This is a genomic window from Rhodococcus pseudokoreensis (assembly GCF_017068395.1).
Taxonomy (GTDB): Bacteria; Actinomycetota; Actinomycetes; order Mycobacteriales; family Mycobacteriaceae; genus Rhodococcus_F; species Rhodococcus_F pseudokoreensis.
The window spans coordinates 25,746-50,274 of record NZ_CP070614.1 but is presented as its reverse complement, the minus strand read 5'-3'; the positions used below and the strand labels follow the sequence as shown (position 1 = coordinate 50,274).

16 protein-coding genes and 3 pseudogenes are annotated in these 24,529 nt (G+C 63.5%); 5 read left to right on the top strand and 14 right to left on the bottom strand.

Annotated elements, in window-relative coordinates; all coding sequences use genetic code 11:
* Nucleotides 1–15: 15 nt before the first annotated feature.
* The 5 genes from JWS13_RS00200 to JWS13_RS00180 all read right to left on the bottom strand — a co-directional run bounded on the left by JWS13_RS00200 (nucleotide 16) and on the right by JWS13_RS00180 (nucleotide 8,348).
* Entirely contained in the window at nucleotides 16–1,212 is a 1,197-nt protein-coding gene (locus tag JWS13_RS00200) for a M23 family metallopeptidase (protein ID WP_206003904.1), read from the bottom strand.
* Nucleotides 1,213–1,632: 420 nt separating this feature from the next.
* Nucleotides 1,633–3,819, bottom strand: coding sequence for a hypothetical protein (locus JWS13_RS00195; protein WP_206003903.1), 2,187 nt, complete (start codon nucleotides 3,817–3,819; stop codon nucleotides 1,633–1,635).
* On the bottom strand, nucleotides 3,816–6,350 hold the full coding sequence (locus tag JWS13_RS00190; RefSeq protein ID WP_206003902.1) for an ATP-binding protein: 2,535 nt from the start codon (nucleotides 6,348–6,350) through the stop codon (nucleotides 3,816–3,818). The genes JWS13_RS00195 and JWS13_RS00190 overlap by 4 nt, the downstream gene beginning before the upstream one ends.
* 666 nt (nucleotides 6,351–7,016) lie before the next feature.
* Complete coding sequence (locus tag JWS13_RS00185; protein WP_206003901.1) at nucleotides 7,017–7,346, bottom strand: hypothetical protein; 330 nt, start codon at nucleotides 7,344–7,346, stop codon at nucleotides 7,017–7,019.
* Nucleotides 7,347–7,361: 15 nt separating this feature from the next.
* Nucleotides 7,362–8,348 (bottom strand): conjugal transfer protein, encoded by a 987-nt coding sequence (locus JWS13_RS00180; RefSeq protein ID WP_206003900.1) that lies wholly within the window; start codon nucleotides 8,346–8,348, stop codon nucleotides 7,362–7,364.
* Between the two features lie 644 nt (nucleotides 8,349–8,992).
* Here JWS13_RS00180 and JWS13_RS00175 point away from each other — a divergent pair.
* Complete coding sequence (locus JWS13_RS00175) at nucleotides 8,993–10,051, top strand: hypothetical protein (RefSeq protein ID WP_206003899.1); 1,059 nt, start codon at nucleotides 8,993–8,995, stop codon at nucleotides 10,049–10,051.
* 49 nt (nucleotides 10,052–10,100) lie between these two features.
* Nucleotides 10,101–11,519: a cutinase family protein gene (locus tag JWS13_RS00170; RefSeq protein ID WP_206003898.1), complete on the top strand. Its 1,419-nt coding sequence runs from the start codon at nucleotides 10,101–10,103 to the stop codon at nucleotides 11,517–11,519.
* A 556-nt stretch (nucleotides 11,520–12,075) separates the two neighbouring features.
* Here JWS13_RS00170 and JWS13_RS00165 read toward each other — a convergent pair.
* From JWS13_RS00165 to JWS13_RS45150, 5 genes and pseudogenes are all read right to left on the bottom strand, one after another.
* Complete coding sequence (locus tag JWS13_RS00165) at nucleotides 12,076–13,203, bottom strand: RNA-guided endonuclease InsQ/TnpB family protein (protein ID WP_206004216.1); 1,128 nt, start codon at nucleotides 13,201–13,203, stop codon at nucleotides 12,076–12,078.
* A gap of 900 nt (nucleotides 13,204–14,103) precedes the next feature.
* Nucleotides 14,104–14,814, bottom strand: coding sequence for a hypothetical protein (locus JWS13_RS00160; protein WP_206003897.1), 711 nt, complete (start codon nucleotides 14,812–14,814; stop codon nucleotides 14,104–14,106).
* 226 nt (nucleotides 14,815–15,040) lie between these two features.
* Complete coding sequence (locus JWS13_RS00155; protein WP_206003896.1) at nucleotides 15,041–15,502, bottom strand: recombinase family protein; 462 nt, start codon at nucleotides 15,500–15,502, stop codon at nucleotides 15,041–15,043.
* A gap of 393 nt (nucleotides 15,503–15,895) precedes the next feature.
* A complete protein-coding gene (locus tag JWS13_RS00150) occupies nucleotides 15,896–16,867 on the bottom strand; it encodes a hypothetical protein (RefSeq protein ID WP_241032015.1) in 972 nt (323 codons plus the stop codon).
* 129 nt (nucleotides 16,868–16,996) lie between these two features.
* A pseudogene (locus tag JWS13_RS45150) lies at nucleotides 16,997–17,143 on the bottom strand (zinc-ribbon domain-containing protein); the annotation flags it as partial.
* A gap of 478 nt (nucleotides 17,144–17,621) precedes the next feature.
* Between JWS13_RS45150 and JWS13_RS00145 the strand changes: the two are divergent.
* A complete protein-coding gene (locus JWS13_RS00145) occupies nucleotides 17,622–19,094 on the top strand; it encodes a plasmid pRiA4b ORF-3 family protein (protein ID WP_241031974.1) in 1,473 nt (490 codons plus the stop codon).
* A gap of 543 nt (nucleotides 19,095–19,637) precedes the next feature.
* Here the strand turns inward: JWS13_RS00145 and JWS13_RS00140 are convergent.
* From JWS13_RS00140 to JWS13_RS00130, 3 genes are all read right to left on the bottom strand, one after another.
* A complete protein-coding gene (locus JWS13_RS00140; protein WP_206003893.1) occupies nucleotides 19,638–20,048 on the bottom strand; it encodes a PIN domain nuclease in 411 nt (136 codons plus the stop codon).
* The gene (vapB, locus tag JWS13_RS00135; protein ID WP_206003892.1) at nucleotides 20,045–20,266 is read right to left on the bottom strand and encodes a type II toxin-antitoxin system VapB family antitoxin; all 222 of its coding nucleotides are present in this window, start codon (nucleotides 20,264–20,266) and stop codon (nucleotides 20,045–20,047) included. Before vapB ends, JWS13_RS00140 begins: the two co-directional genes overlap by 4 nt.
* 370 nt (nucleotides 20,267–20,636) lie before the next feature.
* Nucleotides 20,637–21,284 (bottom strand): hypothetical protein, encoded by a 648-nt coding sequence (locus JWS13_RS00130; RefSeq protein ID WP_241031973.1) that lies wholly within the window; start codon nucleotides 21,282–21,284, stop codon nucleotides 20,637–20,639.
* 321 nt (nucleotides 21,285–21,605) lie between these two features.
* Here JWS13_RS00130 and JWS13_RS46285 point away from each other — a divergent pair.
* A pseudogene (locus JWS13_RS46285) lies at nucleotides 21,606–21,725 on the top strand (hypothetical protein); the annotation flags it as partial.
* Between the two features lie 957 nt (nucleotides 21,726–22,682).
* On the top strand, nucleotides 22,683–23,522 hold the full coding sequence (locus JWS13_RS46280; RefSeq protein WP_206003891.1) for a zinc-ribbon domain-containing protein: 840 nt from the start codon (nucleotides 22,683–22,685) through the stop codon (nucleotides 23,520–23,522).
* Here JWS13_RS46280 and JWS13_RS00120 read toward each other — a convergent pair.
* Nucleotides 23,482–24,522: pseudogene (locus JWS13_RS00120) on the bottom strand (IS3 family transposase); the annotation flags it as partial. The gene JWS13_RS46280 and the pseudogene JWS13_RS00120 sit on opposite strands and share 41 nt — an antisense overlap.
* Nucleotides 24,523–24,529 lie beyond the last annotated feature (7 nt).

Sequence of the window (24,529 nt, the reverse complement as noted above, 5' to 3'; positions counted from 1 at the left end):
TTGTCCCTTCCGTTCTCAAGCATTCACGCCTTGATTTTGTAGGTAGGCCATGGGGTCGGTGCTCTTGCCGTCGACGCGGATCTCGTAGTGCAAGTGGTTGCCGGTGGAGTCACCAGTGGTGCCGACAGCGCCGATTTCCGCACCGGCTTCGACGACATCGCCGGGGCGAACCTTGATTCCGCCGTCGATCTGGTGCCCGTAGAGGTAGGAGGTGTTCCCGTCGGTGATGACAACCTTGTTGCCATATCCATCGCCGGCATTCCCTGCCTCGGTGATCGTCCCGCCATTGGTGGCGTAGATGCGGGTTCCTGCGTCGGCGGAGAAGTCCAGTCCCGCGTGGAACTGTCCTCCGGATCCGGTGGGATTGTCGCGGTAGCCGTATCCGGAGGTGAGTGTGTACTTGCCGGGGTCGATCGGCGACCGCGAATTGCCGTCACCGGCGGCACCCGGCGCTGAACCGGCTGCGGCATTTCCATAGACACTGACGTGTACGTGATCTCTGTGCGCGACGGTGTCGGTACTGTTGCCGCCGAGTGGATAGTCGTAGGGTGCCCACGACCCTGGAGTGCCGACCCCATTTCCGTTTCGGGTCCAGATTTTCTCGTACCAGATGACGTACTTGACGCCGAGTGCGTCGGCGTTCTGGACTACGAACTCGGCGATCTTGTCGCCTTTCCCCTTCCCGCCTGGAGTGCGGTAGTCGTCCTCCCCGTCAGTCATCATCGCGTCGACTGCGCGGCCCTCTTGGTGATCGCGGTCCACTCCTGAGGGGCGCTCGCCAACGTTGGCCCAGGGGCGCGGGCCGAAGTGTTCGGTAATGCACCGCATAACTCGCAGGGCGTCGGGTGTCAGTCCTTCTTCGGCGGGGTTTGCAGTGGGTGCGCAGTCCATTGCCTTGCCATTGCCGCACAACACTTCGGAGGCGGCCATCTCATACGCCTCACCGCTGGCGGCGGCGTGAACGTGCCCTTCTGGTAGCGGAGGAGCGTCAGCGCCAGCCCCGCGAAGCTCCGCATAAAGTTGCCGGGCGATCACTTCGTCGTCCGCGTATGCGTCGGGAAACTGCGACCCTTGGACTGTCTGTGCGGCGACGGCCACCGGCAGCGATTCCCACCCAGCAACCTTCAGCAGCGCCTCGTAGAACTTCACAGCAGCGATCTGTGGGTTCATCAGCTCGTCCACGGTTCCCCACCACGGGTACTGCTGCTGCATGAAGTTGACGCTGCCGTGATCGCGTCCGACCCCGTCGTGTGGGTAGTTCAACGATTCGGCGACGTCACGCTGATCGGGTGCGAGCCGCGGATCGGTGCCATCGTTGGCGAGCATGCGGAGACCGGATTCCTGTGATCCGGTAGCGAGCGCGACGACGATCCCCTGCGGGGGAACTGACATCTGCTCGCCCACAGCGACGATCATTCGTGCATGCCCCCGTTGAGCGTCCGCGAGAACGCCTGGGTCCGTCGGCGCAACGTCGGCGCCAGCGGGCGCGTTCGATCCTTGCCCGAAGCAGCTCGAGCCAGGATCGGTTCCCATGACGGTGACCACCATCAGAGGTACCCAGATGATCGTTGTGGCAGCGGCGATTATGAAGGCAACCGAGATCGTCGCCCACTTCTTCATGCTCACGGTCGCCTACCGATGCGTCCGGACTACCTCAGAGGGGGCCGCCCGCACTGGCCTTCTTGGCGTCGGAACTGGCGATGACGGCCCAGTCGATCCCTCTGCTGAGCCGAACTGGGAGTGACGCAGGCGGCTGGCATCCTCGCGGCGCGGTCTTTCCGGAAGGAGGAGTGCCGCGCCGTTGTCAGTGTGGAAGCTTCGGAACTTCGCACCATCAGGGCCTGCTTGAGACGATCCGCGCACCGCGTGCACCTTGCCCATTGCCGCACCGGTATTCACCTGCGGCGCGGCGTTCAGGGGACGCTTGATACCGGGCTTGGTTACCTCACCAGGTCGCAACATGCCACTGGGAGTGGCCGAGTGTTTCGGTGCAGCTACTCGGTTCGTCACCACTGCACCCGCTGCGCGACTCGCCTTCTCGGCAACTGCGCTGCTCGTGGTGTCTCCGGAACCGGTCTCACCCGCACCAGACTCTTTGTCAGCGGCGGTCGGCTCACCTCTACGGTTCTTGACCTTGTCGACCATCTTCGGAACGACATATGCAGTGGCGACCGCAGCAGCCACCGGGGCCAGGGCTGCCGTGCCGGCCACCTTCCCGCCGACTGCCAGCCCCTTACCGGTCGCGCTGGCTGCTTTACCCGACGTGGCCGCGAGCTTCTTCCCCGTGCGCCATGCTTGCTGCCCCTTCTGCACTCCACGCGCCGCGCTCTGCAGTGGTGACGCTGCAGGGGTTGACCGGGGAATCCCCGATGGTGAGGCCCCGGGCCGGGCCGCCATCTTCGCAGCCAACGCATCGGACACCTTCCGTAGTCGTTTCATGGCCCTGCGGAACATCACGATGCCGATCACCAAGATGATGTCGACGAACACGAACTTCTGGATGAGGTTGTCGCCGTTGCCGTTGAAGAAAGCACGGACCACGATCATGTAGCCGACGACGAAGACCAGTGCGAAGAGCATGATCGTCAGTGACATCAGAACCGTGGCGAGGTCTTTGAGTAGAGATCCGCGGCCTGCACCCGGGAGGATGCCCACCACCAAACCTGGGATCATTTTCAGTGAGCTAACCAATGCCGATGCGACAGCGCCTATCAGCGCCCCGGCAAGTACTGCACCGAATATGAGGACCACGTAACCGGCTGGAACGAGGACTATTCCGGCTAGTACTTGTCCCGGACCTGGGTGGTCGGCGAAGTCTTTCATCTGTTTCGCGCCTTCACCACCGCACCCTTTGACGTTGTCTTTGAGCGTGTCCTTGGTGTTGCCTGGTGCATCCTCGTGGCCGGCGTCCCATGCTTCGATGCAGCGTGCACCGTCAGGTTCGGTGTCGAGAACCCGCCCGAAATTCATGAGTTGAGTCGGTTGCCGCACGAATGTGTCGGCGAGTTCGGCCTGCAGGCTTTGTACGAGTTGGTCCGGGTCCGCGTCGGTGTTCCCTTCATTTGCCAATCCGGCGGCGAGCTGTAGCCCGGTGTCGCGGGTCTGCATGATCAGTCCGTCGGTTCCTGCGATCGTCTCCACCGGATTCGAGAGGACACCGACAGCTACTGCTGCGATCCCGCACGAGACCATGAGCTCATAGATGCCGGTGGAGTACCGTCCCCGCATCACCCACAGGCCCACCACAGCGGCGGTGACGGTGAGGAACGTGGTCGACAAGTTGAGTTGACCAGTCATGGAGGTGAGCGCTTCACCTAGAGTCCGGACAGGAGCCACGAGCATCTGCATCCACTCGAACGACAATGCCCATCCGATGAACCAGATGGCTGCGCCGGTGAGGGCGCGGTACCCCTCGTATTCGATATTGATGATGATCGAGTACACGACGTGAGATCCGTTGCGGGCGCTGCCCTCGTCGATGGACATGAAGTATTTCCACACCGAGATACCGTGTGAATCCTTCACGTCCATCCACCCGAACACGATGTTGTGCGGGATCCCAGAGGAGGTGTCTGCCCGCGCTGGTGCTGCGATGCACAGCATCACAGCGCCGAACAGATGCCATCCAGCCACGACCCGGAGCATCGCTCGGCGCAGCCGAGTCCTCCACATCCAGCCGGCGATCGGTCGTGCTGTGTTGACCACAGCCGCCCGCCATGCGGGGGGAATAGCGAACACGACGACGGCCACGAGCATGGCGCCCGCCGCGCGCCGGAGCGACAGCGGTGCCGAGGGGCCGCCGGCATTGACGGCGGTCATGAGTGCACCTTTTCCTTGGAGGCCGGTGTCGTGAGGACCGCTGCAGCTCGATGCGGGTCAGAGGGCAAAAGCACCTTGATTCGCCCGATGTTGCCGTAGGCATCGCGCATGTATCCCTCACCGCGGCGGTGCGGTTCGACGTACTCCTTTCCGGTCTCAGGGTCTTTGCCCACTACCGGTGAGGTCTGTTCCGTCAGCTCCTTGAGCAGGTCCGGGTCGGCTGGATCCAAATCGAGGAACGCGAGTTCGTTGCGGGCGAGGTTGCGGTCCGTCTGCCGCATTCCGAACCTCGTGGGGATGAGGCCCCGAAGCGTCTCATTACCCATTCCCTCCAACGCATCCTGAGAGGCCAAGCCGATATATGCGCTCTCTTTCCGGCCCTCCTTCAGGAACTCGATTGCGATATCGAGGCCTTCCTCCTGTCGGGTGAGTCGGTGGCACTCGTCGAGTAGGAACAGGGCCGGCTCTGCGGGGTCAGCGAAGCAAATCTCACGGGCGATGAGTCCGATCAGCGTGTAGGCCGCGCGCCCGAATCGCTTCTCCAGACTCATCTGCCGGAACAAGTGGTCGTGCTGGAGTTCGTTCTGTGACGGCAGCTTGACCGACTCGGTGCGGAAGACGATGGCCGGCGCCCCCCGATCGAGCGGAGGAAGATTACGGAACATCGCGGCGGCATACGACTTCTTCGCGTAGACACCGATCTTCCGTGCCAACTCATGGTGCATTTTGAGATGGCAGTCGGTGTTGTCCAGATGTGCAATCAGTTCCGGCAGACCGCCGTCGAGAAGGCCGTGCTCTCGCCGATACTCCGGGTCGAGCGCCATCGCAAGTGTCACGCCGAAGTCGTCATCGGGCTGAATCTGCAGAAGCGGCATCAGCACGGTGGCCGCGACCTCGGCGCCCTTGTAGGCGTCGAAGATCCGTAGCGGGTCGATGCTCCATTGCGGATCGGACAAGCTCGCGATGGTGGCATCGGTGATTGTTCGTGCGAAGACCTCGTATTCGCCGGCCTCTGTGTGATCGACGATCACGGTCTTACCGCCCCGGTCAACGAAGGAACCGGTGATCACCTTGAGGAGAATCGACTTTCCGGATCCGAGGTTCCCGCTCGCCCCGAACGATCCGGATACATCGGCTTCGGACTTCGACGCAAGGTCATGGTGGACAACACCGATCCGCGCGGAGGTGATGTTGAGCGCGAGGAGCGCACCCGCCGAGTCGCCGAGCTCGCTGTGCGTGCACGGAACATAGGCGGAGAAGTCCGTGGCGGTCGTGATCTGGTTGAACTCCCCGACGATCTTCGGTGCCGGCGTTCCAGGGTTGGCTGCGTGCCAGAGGTCTTCCTGAAACCCGAGTGGGGCAACCAGTTTGTAGTTGGAACCCTCGAACAGTTTCGCCAAGCTCCGGGCAAGGGCGAGGGCACCGTCGACGGAATCCGCTCCGACGACGAACAACGTCGTGGACTCGACCTCGACTTCCATTGAGTCCGCTTCCATCTTTGCGGCGTACTCAGCCAGATCATCTGCGGCGGAGTCGAGGACACTGTGGCCGTGTGATAGCTCCCCTTCCCGCTGGTTGTACTGCTCATTGAGGTTCACCAGAGCACGCTGATTCTTCTTGCGCACTTCCTCGGAAGAACGAATACGGAACCGAATGGCCCAATCGATGTCGGCCCCAGGGATCGCGTCGGCAAGGGTGTAGTACTCCGACCCCGGAAACAGCACTCCCCCAGCCGGTAAGTCGGCTAAGGCGAGAACGCACTGGTAGCTCGGAGGCGGTGGTTCCAGTTCCCACGGCTGGTCAAGCTTGAGGACCCTCTGCAGGGTCGGCAATTTCGAACGCACCCCGGTAGAGACACGGTCGGTTTGCGCACCTTCGTCCAGGCGGAACGCGGTGAAGGACGAAGAGGTCTTCACCTCGCCTTCGGTGGGAATTCCGCGGGGAAGGTCGGCGTCGAGGGCAACTCCTCGTTGGAGGGAATGCTGATGCAGCCATGAGATCTGCGCCGGAGTGACAGGGGTCGGGCTGAAGTAGGCAGGGATGTCGTTGGCGATGAGTTGCGCTTGATTCTTGCGAAGCGCAATTTCTTGAGCCGACGGGGACTGTCGCGACAGCCCCACCTGGTCGGTGATGGAGGTGACGGCGGACGACCACGCTGCGTTGGCCCGCTCTTTCCATCCACTGGTGGCCAGGGGTACCGACAGCCAGAAAATGCGACGGCCGGGGTTGTACGCCTCGAGCGTGGGGATGGACGCTTCACACTCTGCCTCCCAGTCGGGATGTGCATCGAGATCTACGCCACGAGTCATCCGCTCGACCACCGCGTATGGATTCAGGCTCGCGCACACGCCCATCAGCAGCGCCTCCCCCGAGAGAGCACGCAGGAGCATTTTGTGCATCGCCCGTGCGAGTTCCTTGTCCGAATCGGGCCGGTAGCCGTATTCAATCCCCGAGAGGATGAAGTCAGCCCAGACGACCCCCGATCGTGTCCAGCGCAGGTTTTCGTGGACGAACAAGTTCTGTTGCAGCATGGGTCAGGCCTTCTCTCGAATCGATCGCGAGGCAATGGCCATCGCGACGAGCCTGTCCGCGTTGGTCGACGCAGACGTAGGTAGGACTGGAGATGGTTGTGCAGTGCGCCGACGACCGGTACGCATGGGAGTGTTCCGCCGCCGCACTTTCTCGAGGTCTGTAACCACATCGGTGTCCGCCGGAGATCGGGCGTCCACTATCTTCGCCGCGGCAAGTTCCGTGTTCACCCATGTTGTGGACGGGATGATTGTCACCTCACCGGTGACCGCTCGAACTCGTGGTCGCCGCGGCGGGGTACCGCTGACTCCCGGCGTCTGAGTTCCGCCCGTGAGAGCCTTTCCGACACCAAGCACCATCGACAGCGGGTTTCGGCCGCCCAACGGCAACCGTCCCAGCCCGTATACGGTGCCGGCCATGGTCATCGCGAACACGGTGACGTTGCGGATCAGCGAGCCGGTCGCCCAGAGTCCAGTTGTCTGCCAGAGGACCAGGCCCACTACGCCCGCACCGATGAACTGTGTGTAGGTATACGGTCCGAATGGCAGGCGCTGACCCTCTGGTGTCGTCCCGATCAACTGAGGGAACTTGCGAGCCCTGGTGTAGTTCTTGGCGACGTCCCGATTCTTCTGCTCAGTCACCGCCGTGCCCCTACCTGATTCGCCGCGTCAGGCGCCGACGTTGGACGGGATGGATGGGGCAATGAGGGCGACCGCCTCAGTTGGTGCCGCGTTGATTTCGTCTCCGATCTTGTCGCTGACGTCAGTGACGTTCCAGACACCCCAGTTGAGAAGACCCGCGACGGCGATGGCCACGAGAATCGCTGCGAGGGCGAATCGGCTCTTGACGGCCACGACACAGATGCCGATGACCGAAATAGCCCCCATCACGATGCGGGTGGTGTTCTGCACCTCGGTTGCTTTCGTATTGACCCACTCGATAACTCCCTGTGCGACTACTGCCGACCCGGGGTCGAAGACCTGCGCTGTGATGGACATGATGGTTCCTTTCGGTCAGTTGGCTGGAGCTGGAGTGCCAGCCGCTGTCGGCGTTACAGCGGAGGTCGGTGAAGTACCCGGGGAGCCGACGGCCGGCGCCGACTTCTGGACGGGAAGCAAGGGGTAGGTATCTAGAGCGGACACTTCCCAGCGGCCCCCGCGGGCAGTCAGCGTCAGCGGGTACTGGGCCGTCGTACTCTGCCGATCGGAAACCGCAAGATCGACCGTGGCGAGGACACGGGTCTTCCTTCCCTCTGACGGTGCGCTTGCCGCGGTGTCTCCGGTGAAGTCACGGTCGGAGACCAAGTCGAGAACCGTCACCCCCGCGTACGGCGGCGGTGTTATCGCCCGCAGGTTCGTTCCCGGGGTGATGTACCTCGACACTTCGCCCTCGCCGGAGGTCACGGCAGCGAGGAACTGCTGCACTGCCGTAGTGACTGGATGGCTCGGCCCCACGCGGTAGCGGTAGCCGAGGCTCACATCCGCACCGATCGATGGCGACGGAACTGGTGAAGGAATCGACGCGGCGCGCGCTCCGCCATCGGTGATCACCACGGGAACGGAGAAGTAGCGGCGTTCCGAGGGTTTCGTCTGTCGAGGATCCGACACGGACGCCGAGACGGTGACGGTGTAGATCCGGCGGTCGTCGCGAACCGGTGCGCCGTCCGCAGCCGGCGCAGAGCCGCTGGTCCTCGCCGGACGGGATTCTTCGATGCTCGCCACCCGTGCATCGGACACAGTGAAGGCCGCCTCATCCGGGAGTCGCAATCCATCGGTCCGCACGAATGAGGCAAGGGTCGATTCTTCCCCCAGCTTGGCCTCGAGCCACGCGATGACGAACTGCTGCGCGAAATCGGATGCCGTCGCTTGACCGCGGATATCCGCCGCGTCATTCGTTCGTTGTGTGGGAGTCTTCTGCGTCGATCCGGTGAATCCGAAGAGGATCAGGAGCAGAGCCAGGGCACCGGCACCGATCGCAGTGAGGAGCCCGTATCGGGTCACACGCGTAAGGAGATCTTGCCGTCCCGTCCACGACTCGATGGGAGACTCTTCCGGCCTAGTCTTCGCTTTTCGCAGGGTGAGTTTTGGTCGCTTCATCACGCACCCACTTCCTCATCCGCGATGGCGGGCACGAGCCGAACTGGACATGCAGCTAGGTCCTGTCGACGAGCGGACTCGAGGCGGCCCAGGGCGGCCCGAGCACGGGTTGACGGTTCCCCGAGCAGTGACCGCACCCGTGCACCTGCGTCGGAGTCGAGTGGGTTCGAGGTCAACTCCCCCAGCGCCGATCGAATGGCCGATTGGATCCCGAATACGTACGCGGCGTCGTTCAAGTGCGCACGGTCGAGTTGGTCGGATTCGGTCATTCGAAGTCCTCCATGGTCGCAGTTCGCTGGTCCTCTACCTGTAGGTAGATCCGCCCGAACAGACCCTGTGACAGGTGGGGCAGAAAAACTTCTCTTCCCGCAGCGGCTTTCGCCGCCTCCCGTCATCACCGGTCAGGACGGCCTTGCCTTGTCACTGCCGAATGGGAGGGGAAAACCGGCCTGGCTGACGCGTCCCGCTTCCGCGATACCGTCGCCCTGTTCGTCCTGCTGAGGGCGCGACTGACCATCGCGCCGAACCCACCTGGAGAGGTGTATCTGATGGGTGAATTCGACCTGTTCTCGCACGCCGAAGAGCGCGACAATCGCGTATCTCACGACACGGCGCACCCAGTCGATTCGTTGTCACCGGTGATAACCGGAGACCACACCGGTGATAAGAACGTGCAGCTCAGAGGTTATAAGGGCTTGATTTCCTACTCAGCAGACCATTCTCATCTGCTCGAGGAGCCCGACGTGGACGCCACCAACGCGACCCTCTCACCCATCCCGGAATCCGCCCCCATCGGCGCCACGGAATCCGTCTTCTCTCAACTCCTCATCGACTGGACGCGAGTCATTGGCCAGCCCGCAGCACAGCGCGAACTCGCCCAGTGGCGCACGATGAAACCCGCACTGAGCCAGGTCTTCGAGTTCCCCCAACTAGCCGCACTGAGCTACACCGACCCGGATGCGCTGTTCGGGGCTCTCCTCGCGCTCTACCAGGACGGCTCACCACTCGCGGGACAAGCGCTCGTAACGTTGATGGTCCCCAAACTTCGACGGCTCACCCGGCACGCCCGCGTCAGCTCAGGAGATCCTGCGACGAGGTACCGCGAGCGGGCCTCAGTCACTGTGTGCGCCTTCATGGAAGTTATCGCCACCTTCCGCGGCACAGGGAAGAGCATCCCGGGCTCGCTGAGCCTCCAGACCTTGGGGGCGCTCGTAAAGGAGTCCCCCTCCATCGAAACGATTCCAGTCGATACGGAGTTCTTCGCCACCCACGAATCCGCAACCCATCCGGCGACCGACGATGACGAGTTCGCGGACCCCAGTGCGACCGGCGTGCTTCAGTGGGCGGTCGCACACAAAATCATTTCCGAACGCGATCACACGCTCATCACCCGCGCCTATCTCCTCGAAGAAAGCGCCGACCTGGTCGCACTTGCAGCAGAGTTCGAACTCACTTACCCGGCCCTACGGCAACGCCTCCATCGCGGCGTGAAGGCTGTACGAAACGCAGTCTGCGACCGCATGGGAATCGCACGCCCTGCTGCCAAGCGGCGATACATACACCACACATCGCGCAAATCAACCCCAGTTCTCGCCCTCGCGAGCTGACACACCGGACCCTTCAAAGCGAGACAGGACACCACTGATGAGGTCGAAAATGATGGCGAAGCGAACCATACTCTCAGCTCTCGCGGCAACTATTGCGATAGGAGTTGCCACAGTTCCAGCGGCAACAGCGAACCAGAATGCGCCCGCCACCCGATGCCCCGAACACCTTCTCCTCGCCATCCCCGGAACCACCGAAACGTCCGAAGGCGCCGACCCAAGTGAACCGCACGGGATACTGTCGAACGTCACGAATCCCCTGATCGACCAATACCCGAGCACTGTGTTGCAGACGTTCTACGTGCCCTACATGTCAGTGATCGTCGACGACAAGGCACAGACATACGGCACCAGCAAGGAGCAGGCGATCCGAAATGCCTCTCAGGAAATCAATGACCGCGCCGCAGAATGCCCCCACACGAAGTTCGGTTTGACGGGCTTCTCTCAAGGCGCCGACGCCGCCGGTGATCTGGCCAGCGAAATCGGGAACGGGCACGGTCCGATCGATCGGGACCGCATGTTCGCAGTCGGCCTTATGGCCGATCCTGGGACGCAGAAGGGTGCCGGCAAAGCACTGGGAGCACCCACCACAGGTGTGGGATTCGCAGGAGCACGACCGGAAGGTTTCGGTGCGCTCAACGACATCGCCGTCAATGTGTGCGCCGAAGAAGACCTGTACTGCAACACCCCCGAGCAGAGCATCGCAACCCAGTTCATGGGCACGCTCGGCTCGCGGATCGACGCACAGGATCCCGTCAAATCCGTAGCCGCGATCATCACCACACTCCTCGGGCTCGATGGTGTTCCGATCACATCCACACTTGATGCACTGAACCAAAGCGTCGTGTCCGGAAACTTTCTGACCGTTCCACGGCTCGCTATGGAGCTCTCCGGTCACGTCTCGAAGCTCACCAACGAGGTGGCCTCCAAAGCGGTACCCGGGTCCGACGTCGAAGCAATCGCAGCCTCGACCACGCGCCTCACAGACGCCGCCAGCCGCGGAGACATCCTCGCGGTGACACAGCTCGTTGGTGAACTGACCCCCCAGTTGATCACCTTCGCTTCACAGTTCGCCAAAACCTTCGGCGATCTGATCGCCAGACTTCCGATCAACGAGTACGTCGCAATTGGGGCTACCGTCACCCGCATCTCGGCGAATGCCGCGATCCAGAACTACGGCGCCATACCACTCGATCTAGGAAAGCTCGTCGGGCAACTGAACAACGCAGTACGCAAAACGCTTCGAGCCCTCCCACTCGACCAGTTCCCGATGCTCAACAAGATGGCCGACGAACTCACGCCCGGACGTGTGCTCGATGAGGTCCTCAACTACGCAACATTCCTTGCAGTCGACTCACATAACTCGTACGCCTCCACGCCGATCAACGCATCCGGACGGACCGGGGCCGAGGAGTTGGTGAACTACTTCCGCACCCAGATCGACAACGGCGGTCAAGGCATAGCTGCCTGAATGGGCACACAACGCGCGAAAGACGGAAGCCGCACCTATTCCGGTGCGGCTTCCGCCTTTGCTGGTGCAGACCACAATCGCCGGAAGGTACTGTCACAGTGACATTGTGGTTGCATGCCTGCTCATGCCCGACTTCAACTTTTCAGTTCTTCCGCGAGGTCAGGCGTTGGCGCCGCCCCGGCAGTTCGAGAACCCAGAACGACCATCGGACGAGCGAACCGCCTTCCCAGGCCCCGCGCAAAGCGCCAAGAACGATCGCGAATGCAACGTAGATTGCGGCGACGTGACGGAACCTCAGCCAACCGATTCCCGTCAACACGAAGCCCTGACTCATCATTCAGTCCACAACTCTGTAGCCCAGGTCCTGGACGACGGACAGACTGCTATCTTTCTCTGCGATGATCTGAGGCCCCTCGCGCTATCGCGTTGCATTTCGCCAGACGCTCGACATGTGCAACATCTCAGGTTGACGTCCTCTCGGCCGTAAACGACCGAGATTCCCCTCGGGACTCGCGTCCCGAGGTTCCTGTTTCACCGACAGTTGCCTCCCCACACGTTATGTGCGGGGCGGTCTCACACCATCTCCGCAGGCTGCCACCGTCAGCCCGACGGCCAAAATGTTCTTCGCCGCGTTCACGTCCCGGTCATGGACGGCGCCGCATCGGCACGCCCACTCCCGCACCGTCAGCGGCATCGTCGACGCGATCGCCCCACACACCGAGCAGGTCTTCGACGACGGATAAAAACGGTCGATCGCCACCACCCGCCGCCCGTACCAGTCGGCCTTGTACTCGAGCATCGACCGGAACTCGGACCAACTCGCATCGGAGATCGCCCGAGACAACGACCGATTCTTGACCATGTTCCGCACACTCAGATCCTCGATGGCGATCACTTGGTTTTCGCGCACCAGCCGAGTGGAGAGTGTGTGCAGATAATCGCGGCGCCGATCGGCGATCCGGCCATGAATCTTCGCGACCTTCAGTCGGGCCTTGGCCCGGTTCCGGGATCCCTTCTCCTTCTTGGCCAGCACCCGCTGCGCCTTCGCCATCCGCTCACGGTCCCTGCCCTCATGACGCGGGTTGGTGATCTTCTCCCCCGTCGAGAGTGTGTAGAGGCTCGTGATCCCGGCGTCGAGCCCGACCACCCGATCCGTCGGCGGGGGTTCGGGGATCGTGTCCTCGACGAGAATCGAGATGTGGTACTGCCCGCGAGCATTACGCGACACCGTCACCTGGGACGGCACGGCCCCCTCCGGTAGCGGCCTCGACCACCGGATATCCAGGGGTTCGGACTGCTTGGCCAACCGGAGCTGCCCGCCGCGGTAGGTGAAGCAGTTCGAGTAGTAGGTCGCCGAATCCTTCGAGTGGTCCTTCTTCTTGAACTGCGGGTAGCGGGACTGCTTGCGCCAGAACCTGTCGAACGCGCCCTGCAACTGCCGCAGCGACTCCTGCAACGGCCCCTTCGACGGCTCCGCCAACCACGCGGTCTCGGTGTCCCGTTTCCATCCGGTGAGCATCTTCGAGGTGTCCGCGTAGGTCACCCGCCGCTGCTCCTGCGACCAGGCACGCGAGCGCTCCGCCAACGCCCGGTTGTAGACATACCGGGTGCACCCGAACGTCCGAGCAAGCTGTTCCGCCTGCATCGCAGTCGGATAGAAACGGTACTTGAACGCCCGCTTCACCACCCTCCCCGCCACAACCCAGACACTAGCCACACCGTCCGACAAAACCAGATCGGCTATCCCGGAACTGAAGGACCGGGTTTGCGCGGAAAGACTCACAGATCAGCTGCCGCCAAGTCTGAGGCGCTCAGTGTGAGTACAGCTTCGTCGCGGTATTCACTGCAGCGATCTCGACTGCCGAAATGCACCTGCGGATCCGGACCAGTCGCACTGACCGCGAGAACAACGAGGTCGCGCCGCGTCATCCCCGCTCCTCGTCGACCGGTGGAGACACTGGCCAGTGGCCGCAACAACGGTGCGACCCAAGCCCGGCACCCTGAGCGCGTCGATAGGGCGGCCATCGAGGTCGTGCTCGGACAATATCGCGAGCATCCTGCTCTCGACTCGTGATTCGTTCAGCATTTCCCCCTTCTCCTGCCTGTCATTGCAACCGCTGGCCTGAACTTTGGCTGGCGTGGTCCCAGCCTGCCGGACAACGGGTTATACGGCTTTCGGGCCGCTGGACAAACGTGACTGACGATACTGTTGTTCGCACTCGATCGGCGAGAGATGGTCCAGATGTCGAATGCAGGTAGCGGTTGTATTTGTGGATCCGGGCGAAGATCGCCCGCCCGCCTCGACGCGGATGGCCCACCTCTGCCGGTGCAGCAGTACACGTTTGATTCTGCACCGCACTGATTCTGTGACCGAGTTGTCCCACACCCCGATCCTTCCCGCCGAGGTCTGCATACGAGGACGGAAGGGCCGACGGGTCGGTGCGCCCAGGTTTCGGTTTGGCCTGGCGGATCTCGCGGTGATCACCCGCCCGGAAAGTAGTTCCGGCACGCCCGACACGCGTCTGGAAATGAGCCACACAGCTCCGAGAGCGCCGTTGCAACACATTTCACCGCTAGGAGACAGTTAGGGGGCGTCACATGCAGTTGAATTGTCCATAATCTGATCCCACACCACCCGCCATCCCGATGGGTCAGGCCATGCCGGATTCTCCATCGACGGCTTTGACAGCTCGGCGTCCAGATGGTCAGGAGGCAGCACACTTACTCCATTGCGATTCTTCCGGTCATACTCCGATCGATCGACACACACCCGCAGTGACGCCGTGGCCGTACCGGGGATCGGGTTCCCGTACTCGTCTTTCGGGGCCTTCACCTCAAGCACCGTCGTCGCGATCACGTCCACAGTGCCCACTGCTACCACGCCGGCGCTCCTGAGTTCGTCGAAGTCGAATCGGAGTTTGCCAGTATTCGGCTGACCCGAAATCCGGTCCAGACGAGCCAGATCCACGGACGGGTCCTTCTCGATCGCTAGGAGTTCCTGAAAGTACGCGGAGACCGCCTTCACTGCTTGATCACCGGCCTGTTGCTCCGGCGAGGGAAGGGTGCCAGGCGGACCCTGCAACGCATTCTCCGTCCCGAACACCAAGGGCGCTGGATCCTTCGTCGGCGAACCCCCGCATGCTGCCACCACGCTCATCACCGCCAGCCCACCGACCACACCAACCCATCGCCCCGACGACATCACACGCTCACCCTCCATATCGAAATCCTGGACGGCAGAGTATCCGCTGCCCTGGACACCCCTACCGGCCGGCCTGCTGAATTCGCTGGTCAACGATGGGGCCGCGCACACGAGAATCCCATTCAGCACACTCCCGCCAGCGTCCGGTGCACGACCCCGCCATCACGGGAGCCATCATTGTCCTTGCCGTGGTCTAGGTTTCTCCCTACATAGCCGTAGACAACGACAGATTCACCAGAGAGGAACCATTACCACGGCACTTCCCACACCCCCGAACAGCGCGCCGCAGCGCTCGAGAAGGGCCTCCATAGGGTGGGATCTACACCGGAAAGTGGCCGAGGGTTGCTGACCAGGTCAGGCGTCGTTGTCGGAAAGTGCCAGGTAGAGAGTCGACGGAGGGATGCTGGCCGGCGTTCTTGCCGGTCTTGATGCTCAGCTTCCTCACGATGTCGGACATCGGGGTGCCCTTCGCGCGTAGCACGCGGGCGAAGAGCACGTCGTCATCGTCGATCACCTTCGGCCGGCCGCCATGGTTGCAGCGGGAGATGGCGGCCTGCTGGCACTTGAGGGTCTTCTCGCGGATGTAGTCGCGGTCGGGCTGGGCGGCAACGGCGAGCACGGCGGAGAGCATGGGGCCCACGCCGTGCGGGTCGTAGATCCCGGTCAGCGGCCCGGCCAGCAGCTCCAGTTGCACTCCGCCGCTCTGCAGCTCGGCGGAGAGGATCATCAGTTCGGCGGCGTTGCGGGCGAGGCGTTTGAGCTCGTGCACGGTCAGGATCACCGGCTGGTCCGGATTTCAGAGGTGGGCGGCACGCGTTCAGAACTCGACTGCACGACTGGTGCAGCTATTCGCTGGGGAACCCATCCGACCTCGCGCGAGGGTCGCGGGTAGCCGTGGTCGGTGAGCCATTCTCGTGCGTGCCCAGAACGTGCTCTCGCGCGGTCCCCCGAAGAGTTCCACTGCCCAGGAAGCTGTACATCCCAACCAACTCGACGCCGCACTGGGCGTGCGCTCGTCGACCGCGGCGACGAGACCCGAGCGCACCCCGCGGGCTATGGGATCCGTGAGATAGCCGCCGCGTGGCGAGCCTGCGGGTGCGGGGGATGAAGCGTTCGAACTGCACCAGAGACCAAAGCACGTTGAAGGTCAGGCTCCCGCCCACTATGTTCGACCTCACCTGATGACGCCATAAGCGAGGGGATTCGGTGTATGAAGCGGATCAGGCCTACCGATGAGAGGGTGATCGGTAAGCGGCTCACCGAGAATGGCCAGACCGCCACGGTGCAGGGTCAGTCCGGTGATCGACGCAACCAGAACAATTGTCTTGTCGTACACCACGAGGACGATCGTCGAGGCAGCGACGTGATCGGCACGCAGCTTCCACACTCCGCGTCCCCGCTCCCACAGTTCCTGCAGCGGCAGATCTGGGGCGTAACCGATGTGCGTTCGACCGAGAGGGTCGTCGGTCGCGGCGGGTGTGGATTCGCCGAGCGTGACCCGGACTGCCGTGACACGCGGTGGGGGCTGCTTCGGTCGGAACCGCCGCAGTTCGGACAATGCCCCTCTCTCGCGGTCCCGGGAAATGTGGGTGAAGGCGGGATAGTGCCTACCTGCGAGGTTGACCGGGGGTAGCTCACCGGTCGCGGAGAAGCGCTGTCGCTCGCAGAATTGCACGCGCCGCTCGATATCGTCCGGTAGGGGTGTATCGACGATGTCGAAGCCGAGCTTCTTCAGCGCCCATCCGAGCTCGACAGTGTGCCGGCCGGGAAGATACGTGGAATGAAAGTGCCCGGCATCTTCCGGCACGGCCGAGTGCATCTCCTCCCGGCAGTCCTGTGGCAGCGCATCGAGGATGCGCAGCATGCACGCCCCGAGCAGACTCGATGTCGGCTCGCTCAGCGTGGGACGATGCTCGACGGCCTGGATAGCGACGTACACGCTGACCATCCGCACGAAATATGCCTCCACCAGCGGGAAGATCTCGTCCCACCACTCGACTGCCTCGGCCGCCGTGCCGCAGAACAGGGCGTAAAACGGGCTGTCATCGAGATGGCGGACCGCGGCCGCGGCCGAATCGTCCAGCGCGTCGAGAATCAGTTGTGCGTGCTGTGTGATCTCACACTTGTCGCACGGGTGGGCCAGCACACGGAAGGTGGATTCACTGCGCCGAAACCTGCGATGACCGCAGCTGTAGACGAGGCAGCCAGGAGCTACGCAGTACAGGCATGCGTGGAGATCCCCCTTCTTCCACGTCGCGTGCGATCGCCGTTGCAACGGTGTCTCTCGCCACTCGTGTCCCACGGAGCATCGCCACCACAGCATCTCGTGGGACGAGTTCGTGATCGAATCAAGATCGACCCCCGTATTGCGGGTCGGATGTAGCTGGCGAAACAGTTCTGGGTGCTCATCTTTGAAACGCACACGCCCCCCTCAAGGCTCACTATCGGTATCAATACTTCTCTGTTCTATCAAGAACTCTCAGTGGCGCACCGATCGAGACGCTTCGCACACATCCGTAAGACAACATCGTTCTTCTCTACCGATCTTCTACTGTCGGTCCTATTTGACGACCGCCGGCCAACCCGACGCGGTCCGGTCCACCAGGTAATCGCTGCACCCGGTCTCCGCACCGGCAATGGGTTTCAGCGATCGATCGGCTGTTCCTATCGAATCGGCTGCGTCCATCAAATCGTTCCTTTCTCGGACACTCCCTGACCCGGGTGGGCAGTCACCGGTGATGGCGCTACCTGGCACGTTTTGCCGACGCTATTTGGCACGGTGCCGATCAGGCGAGACGGCGGTAGACGGTCGAGCGTGCGACGCCGAGCATCCTCGGCACCCGGGTTCGTGCATCGGCTGGGCATGCCGTCCGTTCACGGTCGATGGTTGACTGGTGATCGTGCCGACCTCAGACGACGTACGACGGCTCGCCGAGCAGCTCATCGCCGAGTTACCCCCGGAGCAGCAACAGACGTTCCTGGGTGTGATCGGGGCGGATCGTTCGATGGGATTGCTCGAGAATGTGCTGCGAGTCCCGAAGCCCGTGGTCGGTGATGCGCCGACCCGCATTCGCGGCTTTCGGGTCCGGCTCGACCTGGTGGGCGCCAAACCGCCGGTGTGGCGGCGGCTCGAGCTGCCCGGCGACCTCACCCTCGACCGGCTGCACAGGGTGATCCAGGCCGCGATGGGGTGGCTCGACGGCCATCTGCACCGGTTCCGCACGGGCAGCGATCCCCGGTCGCCGTACTTCATCACACCATTCGACGTCGAGGAGGGCGAGGACGGCGTGCTCGAAAACGGCGTCCGGCTCGATCAGGTGCTGACCGGCACCGGTGACCGGCTCTGGTACCAATACGACTTCGGGGACGGCTGGGACCACGTGCTCGCGGTGGAGGCCGTCCTCGACGAGCCGCCCGCCGCGGTGCGCTGCACCGGTGGTCGGATGGCCTGCCCACCCGAGGATTGCGGCGGGATCTGGGGGTACACGGAGCTGGCGGCGTGGGTGCGGGGCGGGTGCGACCCGGGGTCCGTCCCGGCCCCGTTCGAGGACGCCGGCCACGCCCGCGACTGGCTGCCGCTCGACTGGCACCCCGACCGGTTCGACGTCGACGAGGCGACGACCGCGCTCGCGGCCGCGGTGGCCACGCCGGTCCCGGTGGCCGGGGAGCTGGCCGCGCTGTGCGAGCAACTGGAGCGGGGCGGCAACCAGGCGCTCACGCAGGTGTTGGCACGGACGGCGCCACCCGCCGCGGTCCAGGTGAGCGAGGCAGACGCCGCACGCCTGATCGAGCCGTACGCCTTCCTCCTCGACGTGATCGGCGACGGGGTGCGGCTGACGAGCGCCGGCTACCTTCCGCCGGCGGTGGTCGAGCAGCTCGCCGAGCGGACCGGCGTCACCGGGTGGTGGATCGGCAAGGCGAACCGCGAGGACCTCACGTGGCCGGTCGCGCAGCTCCGCGACAGCGCGCGGGCGCTCGGCCTGGTGAGTGTGCGGAAGGGCCGGTTGGCGCCGACCGCGCTCGCCCGCCGCAGTCGTGACCAACCGCTGGCGCTGTGGCGGCACATTATGTCCCGACTGCCGGTGGGCAGGACCGACTTCGACCGACAGGCAGGCTGGATCGCACTCGCCGTCGTCGGGAGCGGCATCCCGGCCGAGGAATGGACCAGCGAGATCCGAAACCTGCTGGTCGGCCTCGGCTGGCGCGCGAAGGGCAGCCCGACCCTCGGAACCGCTGCCGTCGTCAGCCCCACACTCGACGTCCTCGAGCTTCTATCCGGGAAGACGCACCGCGGCCGGCTCACCGGGATGGATCCTGCCGTCGCCGCCACCGCCCGGGCTGTGATCGGACCCGACCACAGCAGAGCGACCTGACCCGAGTACCCCTCGGCGCAGCCTTGAGCCAAGTGCTTGAACCGCCCGAAAGCCGATCCTCGACCGGAGCAACACTGAGGATTGGTGTCGAGCGATCCAGGTCGCAGGCCCGTGTCCGGTAGCATCATCCGGAAGGTAGCCCGTGCCCGACGGCGTCGCCCGTCGGTCTCCCGACTGCGCGGGCCCGAACATGCACCACCTCACCGAACCGACACCGGTGAATTCGAAAGTTGCCATCATCGATGTTGCCGTCGACGCACTCGACATCGAGGACACCGACGACCCGCCCCAGGCAGTGGGAGTGGGAGTGGCACCGATCCCCGGCTCTGACGCGTTCCGTCGTCTCGCAAAGTCCAAAGTGGTTCCTTCGAGGCGACATGACCTCCGGCGCCGAACACCGCTCGGACACCGGCCTGCTCGTCGAGATGGCAGTCCTCGACACCAGCCAGTCTCGCGATGTCATCGACCAGCGCGCCGGCGACTATCCGGCTTTTACGTGCGCGTCCCCTCGTGGTGAGACCGGGCCGGTCGCGGGTTCCGACGCTAGGTCACCAGTCGTTCGACTGGTTGGCCGGTTATCGCTGCGATCAGATCGAAGTCTTTGTCGAGATGCAGAACGACTCGGTTGCTGATCTCCGCGGTCGCCGCGATCAGCAGATCCGGGATCGACGGTGCACGATGTTGTCCACGTTCGGCCAGTTGCCGTTGCACATCAAGGGCGCGGTCTTCGATCGCGGGTGTCGAATACTCCAGGGGCATGGCCGAAAGCGGTGGGGTGCGTCGTACCCGCGTCAGGTCGTGAGCGGTACGGGCCGAGTAGCCGACTTCGAGCAGCGTCACGGTGCAGATGTGGACCAGACCGCGCTGGATTCGATTGGCCCACTGCTCGGCGTCCGGGCTGGCGCCGAGGCGCACCATCGCGGACTTGTCGATCAGCCACGTCGGGTCACTCATGACCAGGCGCCGCGCATGACTTCGTCGTCGGCCAGGTCGGGGAAGTCTTGGGAGAACCGCACTAGGTCGGCGGCCGACACCGTGGTGATGGTTCGACGTGCCTCCTGCTGCAGCTGACGGCGCAGGTACTCGGTTCGCGAGATCCCGAGGCGGGCAGCGTGCTCGTCGAGCAGCGCCAGGTCCTCCGCGGGAAAGTTGCGGATCAAAACGTCAGACATAACAACCTCCTCTAGATATCAGATGATATCACGTGACAAGTTTCGAGGCTCGCACGCTGACGCCCGCTATGTTGCACAGCATCAGCGGGTGAGCACCAACCTCACGGACATCGGGTGCAGGCATGGACGCGGACCTCGCGTGTGGTGGTCAAAAATGCGTCCCCACGTGGAACAACGACCGGCACGTCCCGAAATCCGCCCGTGACTGGACCGCGCTGAGCCGAATCCTTCCGGTAGGCCCGTCCGGTGAAGCATCCCGGAGCCGACGAACGGGACGCCGGTTGATCCGCCTTGGATAGTCATGCGCTACTTCGCGTCGTCTCATTCGTTCGTTTCTGCGACACGAATGCACTTGGAACAGCCACGATGTTCACCGGGGATCGTCGGGAACCGCCCACAGACCCGCGCCGGACCGTCGGCCGGTGTCGGGGATCAGTGCCCGGAGCCGGGCGGCGTCGTCGCGCAGTGCCTTCTGCAGGTGGGGGCGGACGTCCTCGGCGACGTCGGGTGGTAGTGCGCAGCCGTGGTGTACGAGGTCGGCGGCGTTCTCGATGAGCCGCGCCGCGCGCATGAGGAGCGGCTCCGGCACCCGGACGGTGGGGAGGTCGCCGTCGTGGTCTCGGGTCAGGACGCCGAGGGTGGAGATCATCGCCATCGCCGTTGCCGGGGCGTCGGGATCCTTGTCGGCGCCGGCGAGGGCGGCGACTTCGACGAGAGCGGCGAACGTCGCACCGAGGGTGGGCAGGGGCATGGCGATGGTGCGGGGCAGGGTCAGCAGGTCGGCGCCGGGTGCCTCTTCTTTGACGCTCAGGGCCAGTTCACGGGCGAGGGTGCGCAGGGTGTCGTGGTCAAAGTACTGACGGGCGGTGCGTTCGGTGATGCGCATCTGCTCCGCTACGGCAGCGACTCGGTCGGTGAGCAGGTCCTCGAGTCGGTCGGTGGGGACGGTCAGACCGATGCGTGCCAGCTCCGCACCGAGGGCGGACGCCGTCGTACTCACCCATGATGGTCGCGGCATTCGGCCTCCTACCAGAGCGTTCCACCACACCTGGTCTGTCTACCAGTTCACCCACGGTGTGACGGCGGCAGGCAACCGGAAACGTCACACGGGACCCGAGTGCGGGTCGGCGACGCGGGCCGAATCGGACGCCGACAGTTCCGGTCGCGCTCACCGTAGGAGCGGAAACGTCCACATCGGTGTTCCAACTGGGAACACCGATGCGGGAAAGGGCGAGGATGACCGTCACCGACACCAGAAGCGTTCTTGCCGCCAAGTCTGCCCGGGAACACCTCCTGCGCCTCGACCGTCTCCGGCTGATCGGCAGGGCACAGGGGCGAAGGCCTCACGCTGCGGCAGATCGCCGACCTCCTCGACATTTCCCCGACTCAGGTCCACCGGCTCGCCGCGCACCACGTCCTTCAACAGCCCGAGGAACTCGACGAAACCCGGAAGAGGTGATCTACCAACGCTCGGCCGGTTCGATCACCGACGAAACAATGATGGATACGTTGGTGAACTGGCCCTACACGGACGGCTACGTGCCCACCGTCGGTGACTAGCCAGGGGACGCCTACGCCAAGGGAAGCTGGGAAGACGTCCGGCGGGCGGACCGGCGGTCCTGCTCGGTGACCACGAGTGGGACGTCCTGTTCGACCGCACGAGAAAAGCACGGAATGCGCAGCGCGCCTCGGTCCCGGAGTGAAATCAGAACCTCTGCGCGACTCAGTCTCTCGGCAACTTGCGCGCCTCGGCCTGGCAACCTGACCCTCACGGAAGTATTCGATCGAGTGAGACCAGGGTGCGCACCTTGCTGCGGGCCCACGATCCGTCCAGCTTGGCGGATGCACTCACAAATTCTTCGACCTCGGGCCGCGGAAGCGCTCCGGTCTTCGTGTCGCATTGTCCGTCCAGCTTGGCGGATGCACTCACAAATTCTTCGACCTCGGGCCGCGGAAGCGCTCCGGTCTTCGTGTCGCATTGTCCGTCCAGCTACGAGGCAACAGCCATGCAGGCGGGCTCCATTGGCACGATCTTGCGGACTTCCCTGAGCGTGCCACGGGAAATTCCGGTGCCGAACACCGCCTTGTGCCATGCTTTCGGGGGTGTCGGCAACGTCCCCGGAACGGCGCGATTGCCTTCTGTCTCAGTTACCACTGGGATGGGTTCCTTAGGTGGATAGTCCATTGATGGAGCGGGTCTCCCGCACGTTACCGACTCGGCTGCTGGTTGCGGGAAGAGGCAATCTAGACGCGTGACAGGCCGAAGTCCTCGGGCTCACATCCCGTGTGATACTTCTCGAAAGGTGTCCAGATCGGATCGACCCCTCGACATCCACGGCGAACCCATCCCTCATCGGCACCGAAAAGCGCCTCCCCGCTGACCGAAACTGTCGGGCCCATCCGAAAGAATCAGCACATGCCCGCACGCGCCATCCCCGGCGAGACCGACCTCGCGACGCACTTGCCCCACATCGCCGCAGAATGGCATCCCACACTCAACGGCGAACACACACCGGCCGAGTTCACCAAAGGCAGCAACACTCACGCCTGGTGGCAATGCCCGGCCCACAACCACGCCTACCGCGCAACAATCAAGAAGCGCGGCATCGGGCAGGGATGCCCAATCTGCGCCGGCAAGCGAGTCCTCGCCGGACACAACGACCTCGCCACACACCAGCCGGAGATCGCACGCGAATGGCATCCCACCAAGAACGCTCTGCGTCCCACAGAAGTAACGCCTGCATCGAGATGCCCTATCTGGTGGCAATGCACAGAAGGACACGAGTGGCGAACGGCCGTCCGGAACAGAACAACCAAAGGCAGCGGCTGTCCCATATGCTCTGGCAGAACCTTCCAGACCGGCCAGAACGACCTCGCAACAACCCATCCCCACCTCGCACTAGAGTGGGCCCCTGAGAGGAATCCTCTCCGCCCGACTCAGATACGCGCCACAAGCACCCTCTCTGCATGGTGGAGATGCACCACCGGTCATGAATGGACGATGACCGTCGAAACCCGCGTTCGGTGCGGATCAACTTGTCCGACTTGCCGATTATCAGTTCTGCGCACGGAAACAATTTCATCACAGCACCCCCACCTCGCGCGTGAATGGCATCCCACGCGAAACGATCGGCCATTGGATTCCTATGCACCGCGAAGCGGCCACTCAGCCTGGCGGAACCTGTCAACCTTTCTGAGACAGCGCTTCGGCAGGTTTAGTGTGTCGGGTTCTCCTCCTCGGTGCGTGGTTTGTTGATCCAGCTGGTGGTGGGCAGTGCCGGTGGTTCCGGTGGGTTGCGGACGAATCGTTCGGGGTGCGCGGCGTACGCGGTATCGAGGACGATGCCACGCCGGCGGCGCACCTCCGTGGCTCGGCCGTAGTGCACGTCGGCGGCGGTGTGTAGGCCGATCCCGGAATGGCGATGCTCGAAGTTGTACCAATCGAAGAATTCCTTGCCGTGCATCCGTGCGGCCTCGATGCTGTCGAACTGCCCAGGAAAGTCCGGCCGGTACTTCATCGTGCGAAACTGCGACTCCGAAAACGGGTTGTCATTGGACACGTGCGGGCGTGAATGGGACTTGGTGACCCCGAGGTCGGCGAGCAGCAACGCGACCGGCTTGGACGTCATCGACGACCCTCGATCGGCATGCAGGGTCAGCTGGTTACGGCCGATGTTCTGCTCCCGGATGGTTTCGGCGATCAGGCGTTCGGCCAGCGTCTTCGACTCGCGGGGGGCGATCATCCACCCCACCACGTATCGGGAGTAGATGTCCAAGATCACATACAGGTAGTAGTACGTCCACTTCGCCGGCCCGTGCAACTTGGTGATGTCCCACGACCACACCGAATTCGGTTGATGAGCAACCAGTTCCGGTTTCACCTTCGGCGGGTGTGTGGCCTGCCGGCGACGGTCCCCGGTCTGGTTCTTCTCCCGCAGGATCCGGTACATCGTCGACTCGCTACACAGATACATGCCCTCGTCGAGGAGGGTGGCATACACCTGCGCGGGAGCCATGTCGGCGAACCGCTGCGAGTTCAGTACTTCGAGGACCCGCACGCGTTCCGCGTTCGACAATGCCCGCGGCTGCGCACTCTCCCGCCCGGAAGCGTTCGCCGGCCCGACTTCGGGGATTTTCGGTGAGGTGCCCTGTATGCCAGCGTGTTTCGGGTGTGCACGATAGTAGCTGGCGTGTGCACGACCCGTCGAAGTGCACGCGTGGCGCACCCCGATCAGCGGCGTCAACTCGGCGATCGCGTGATCG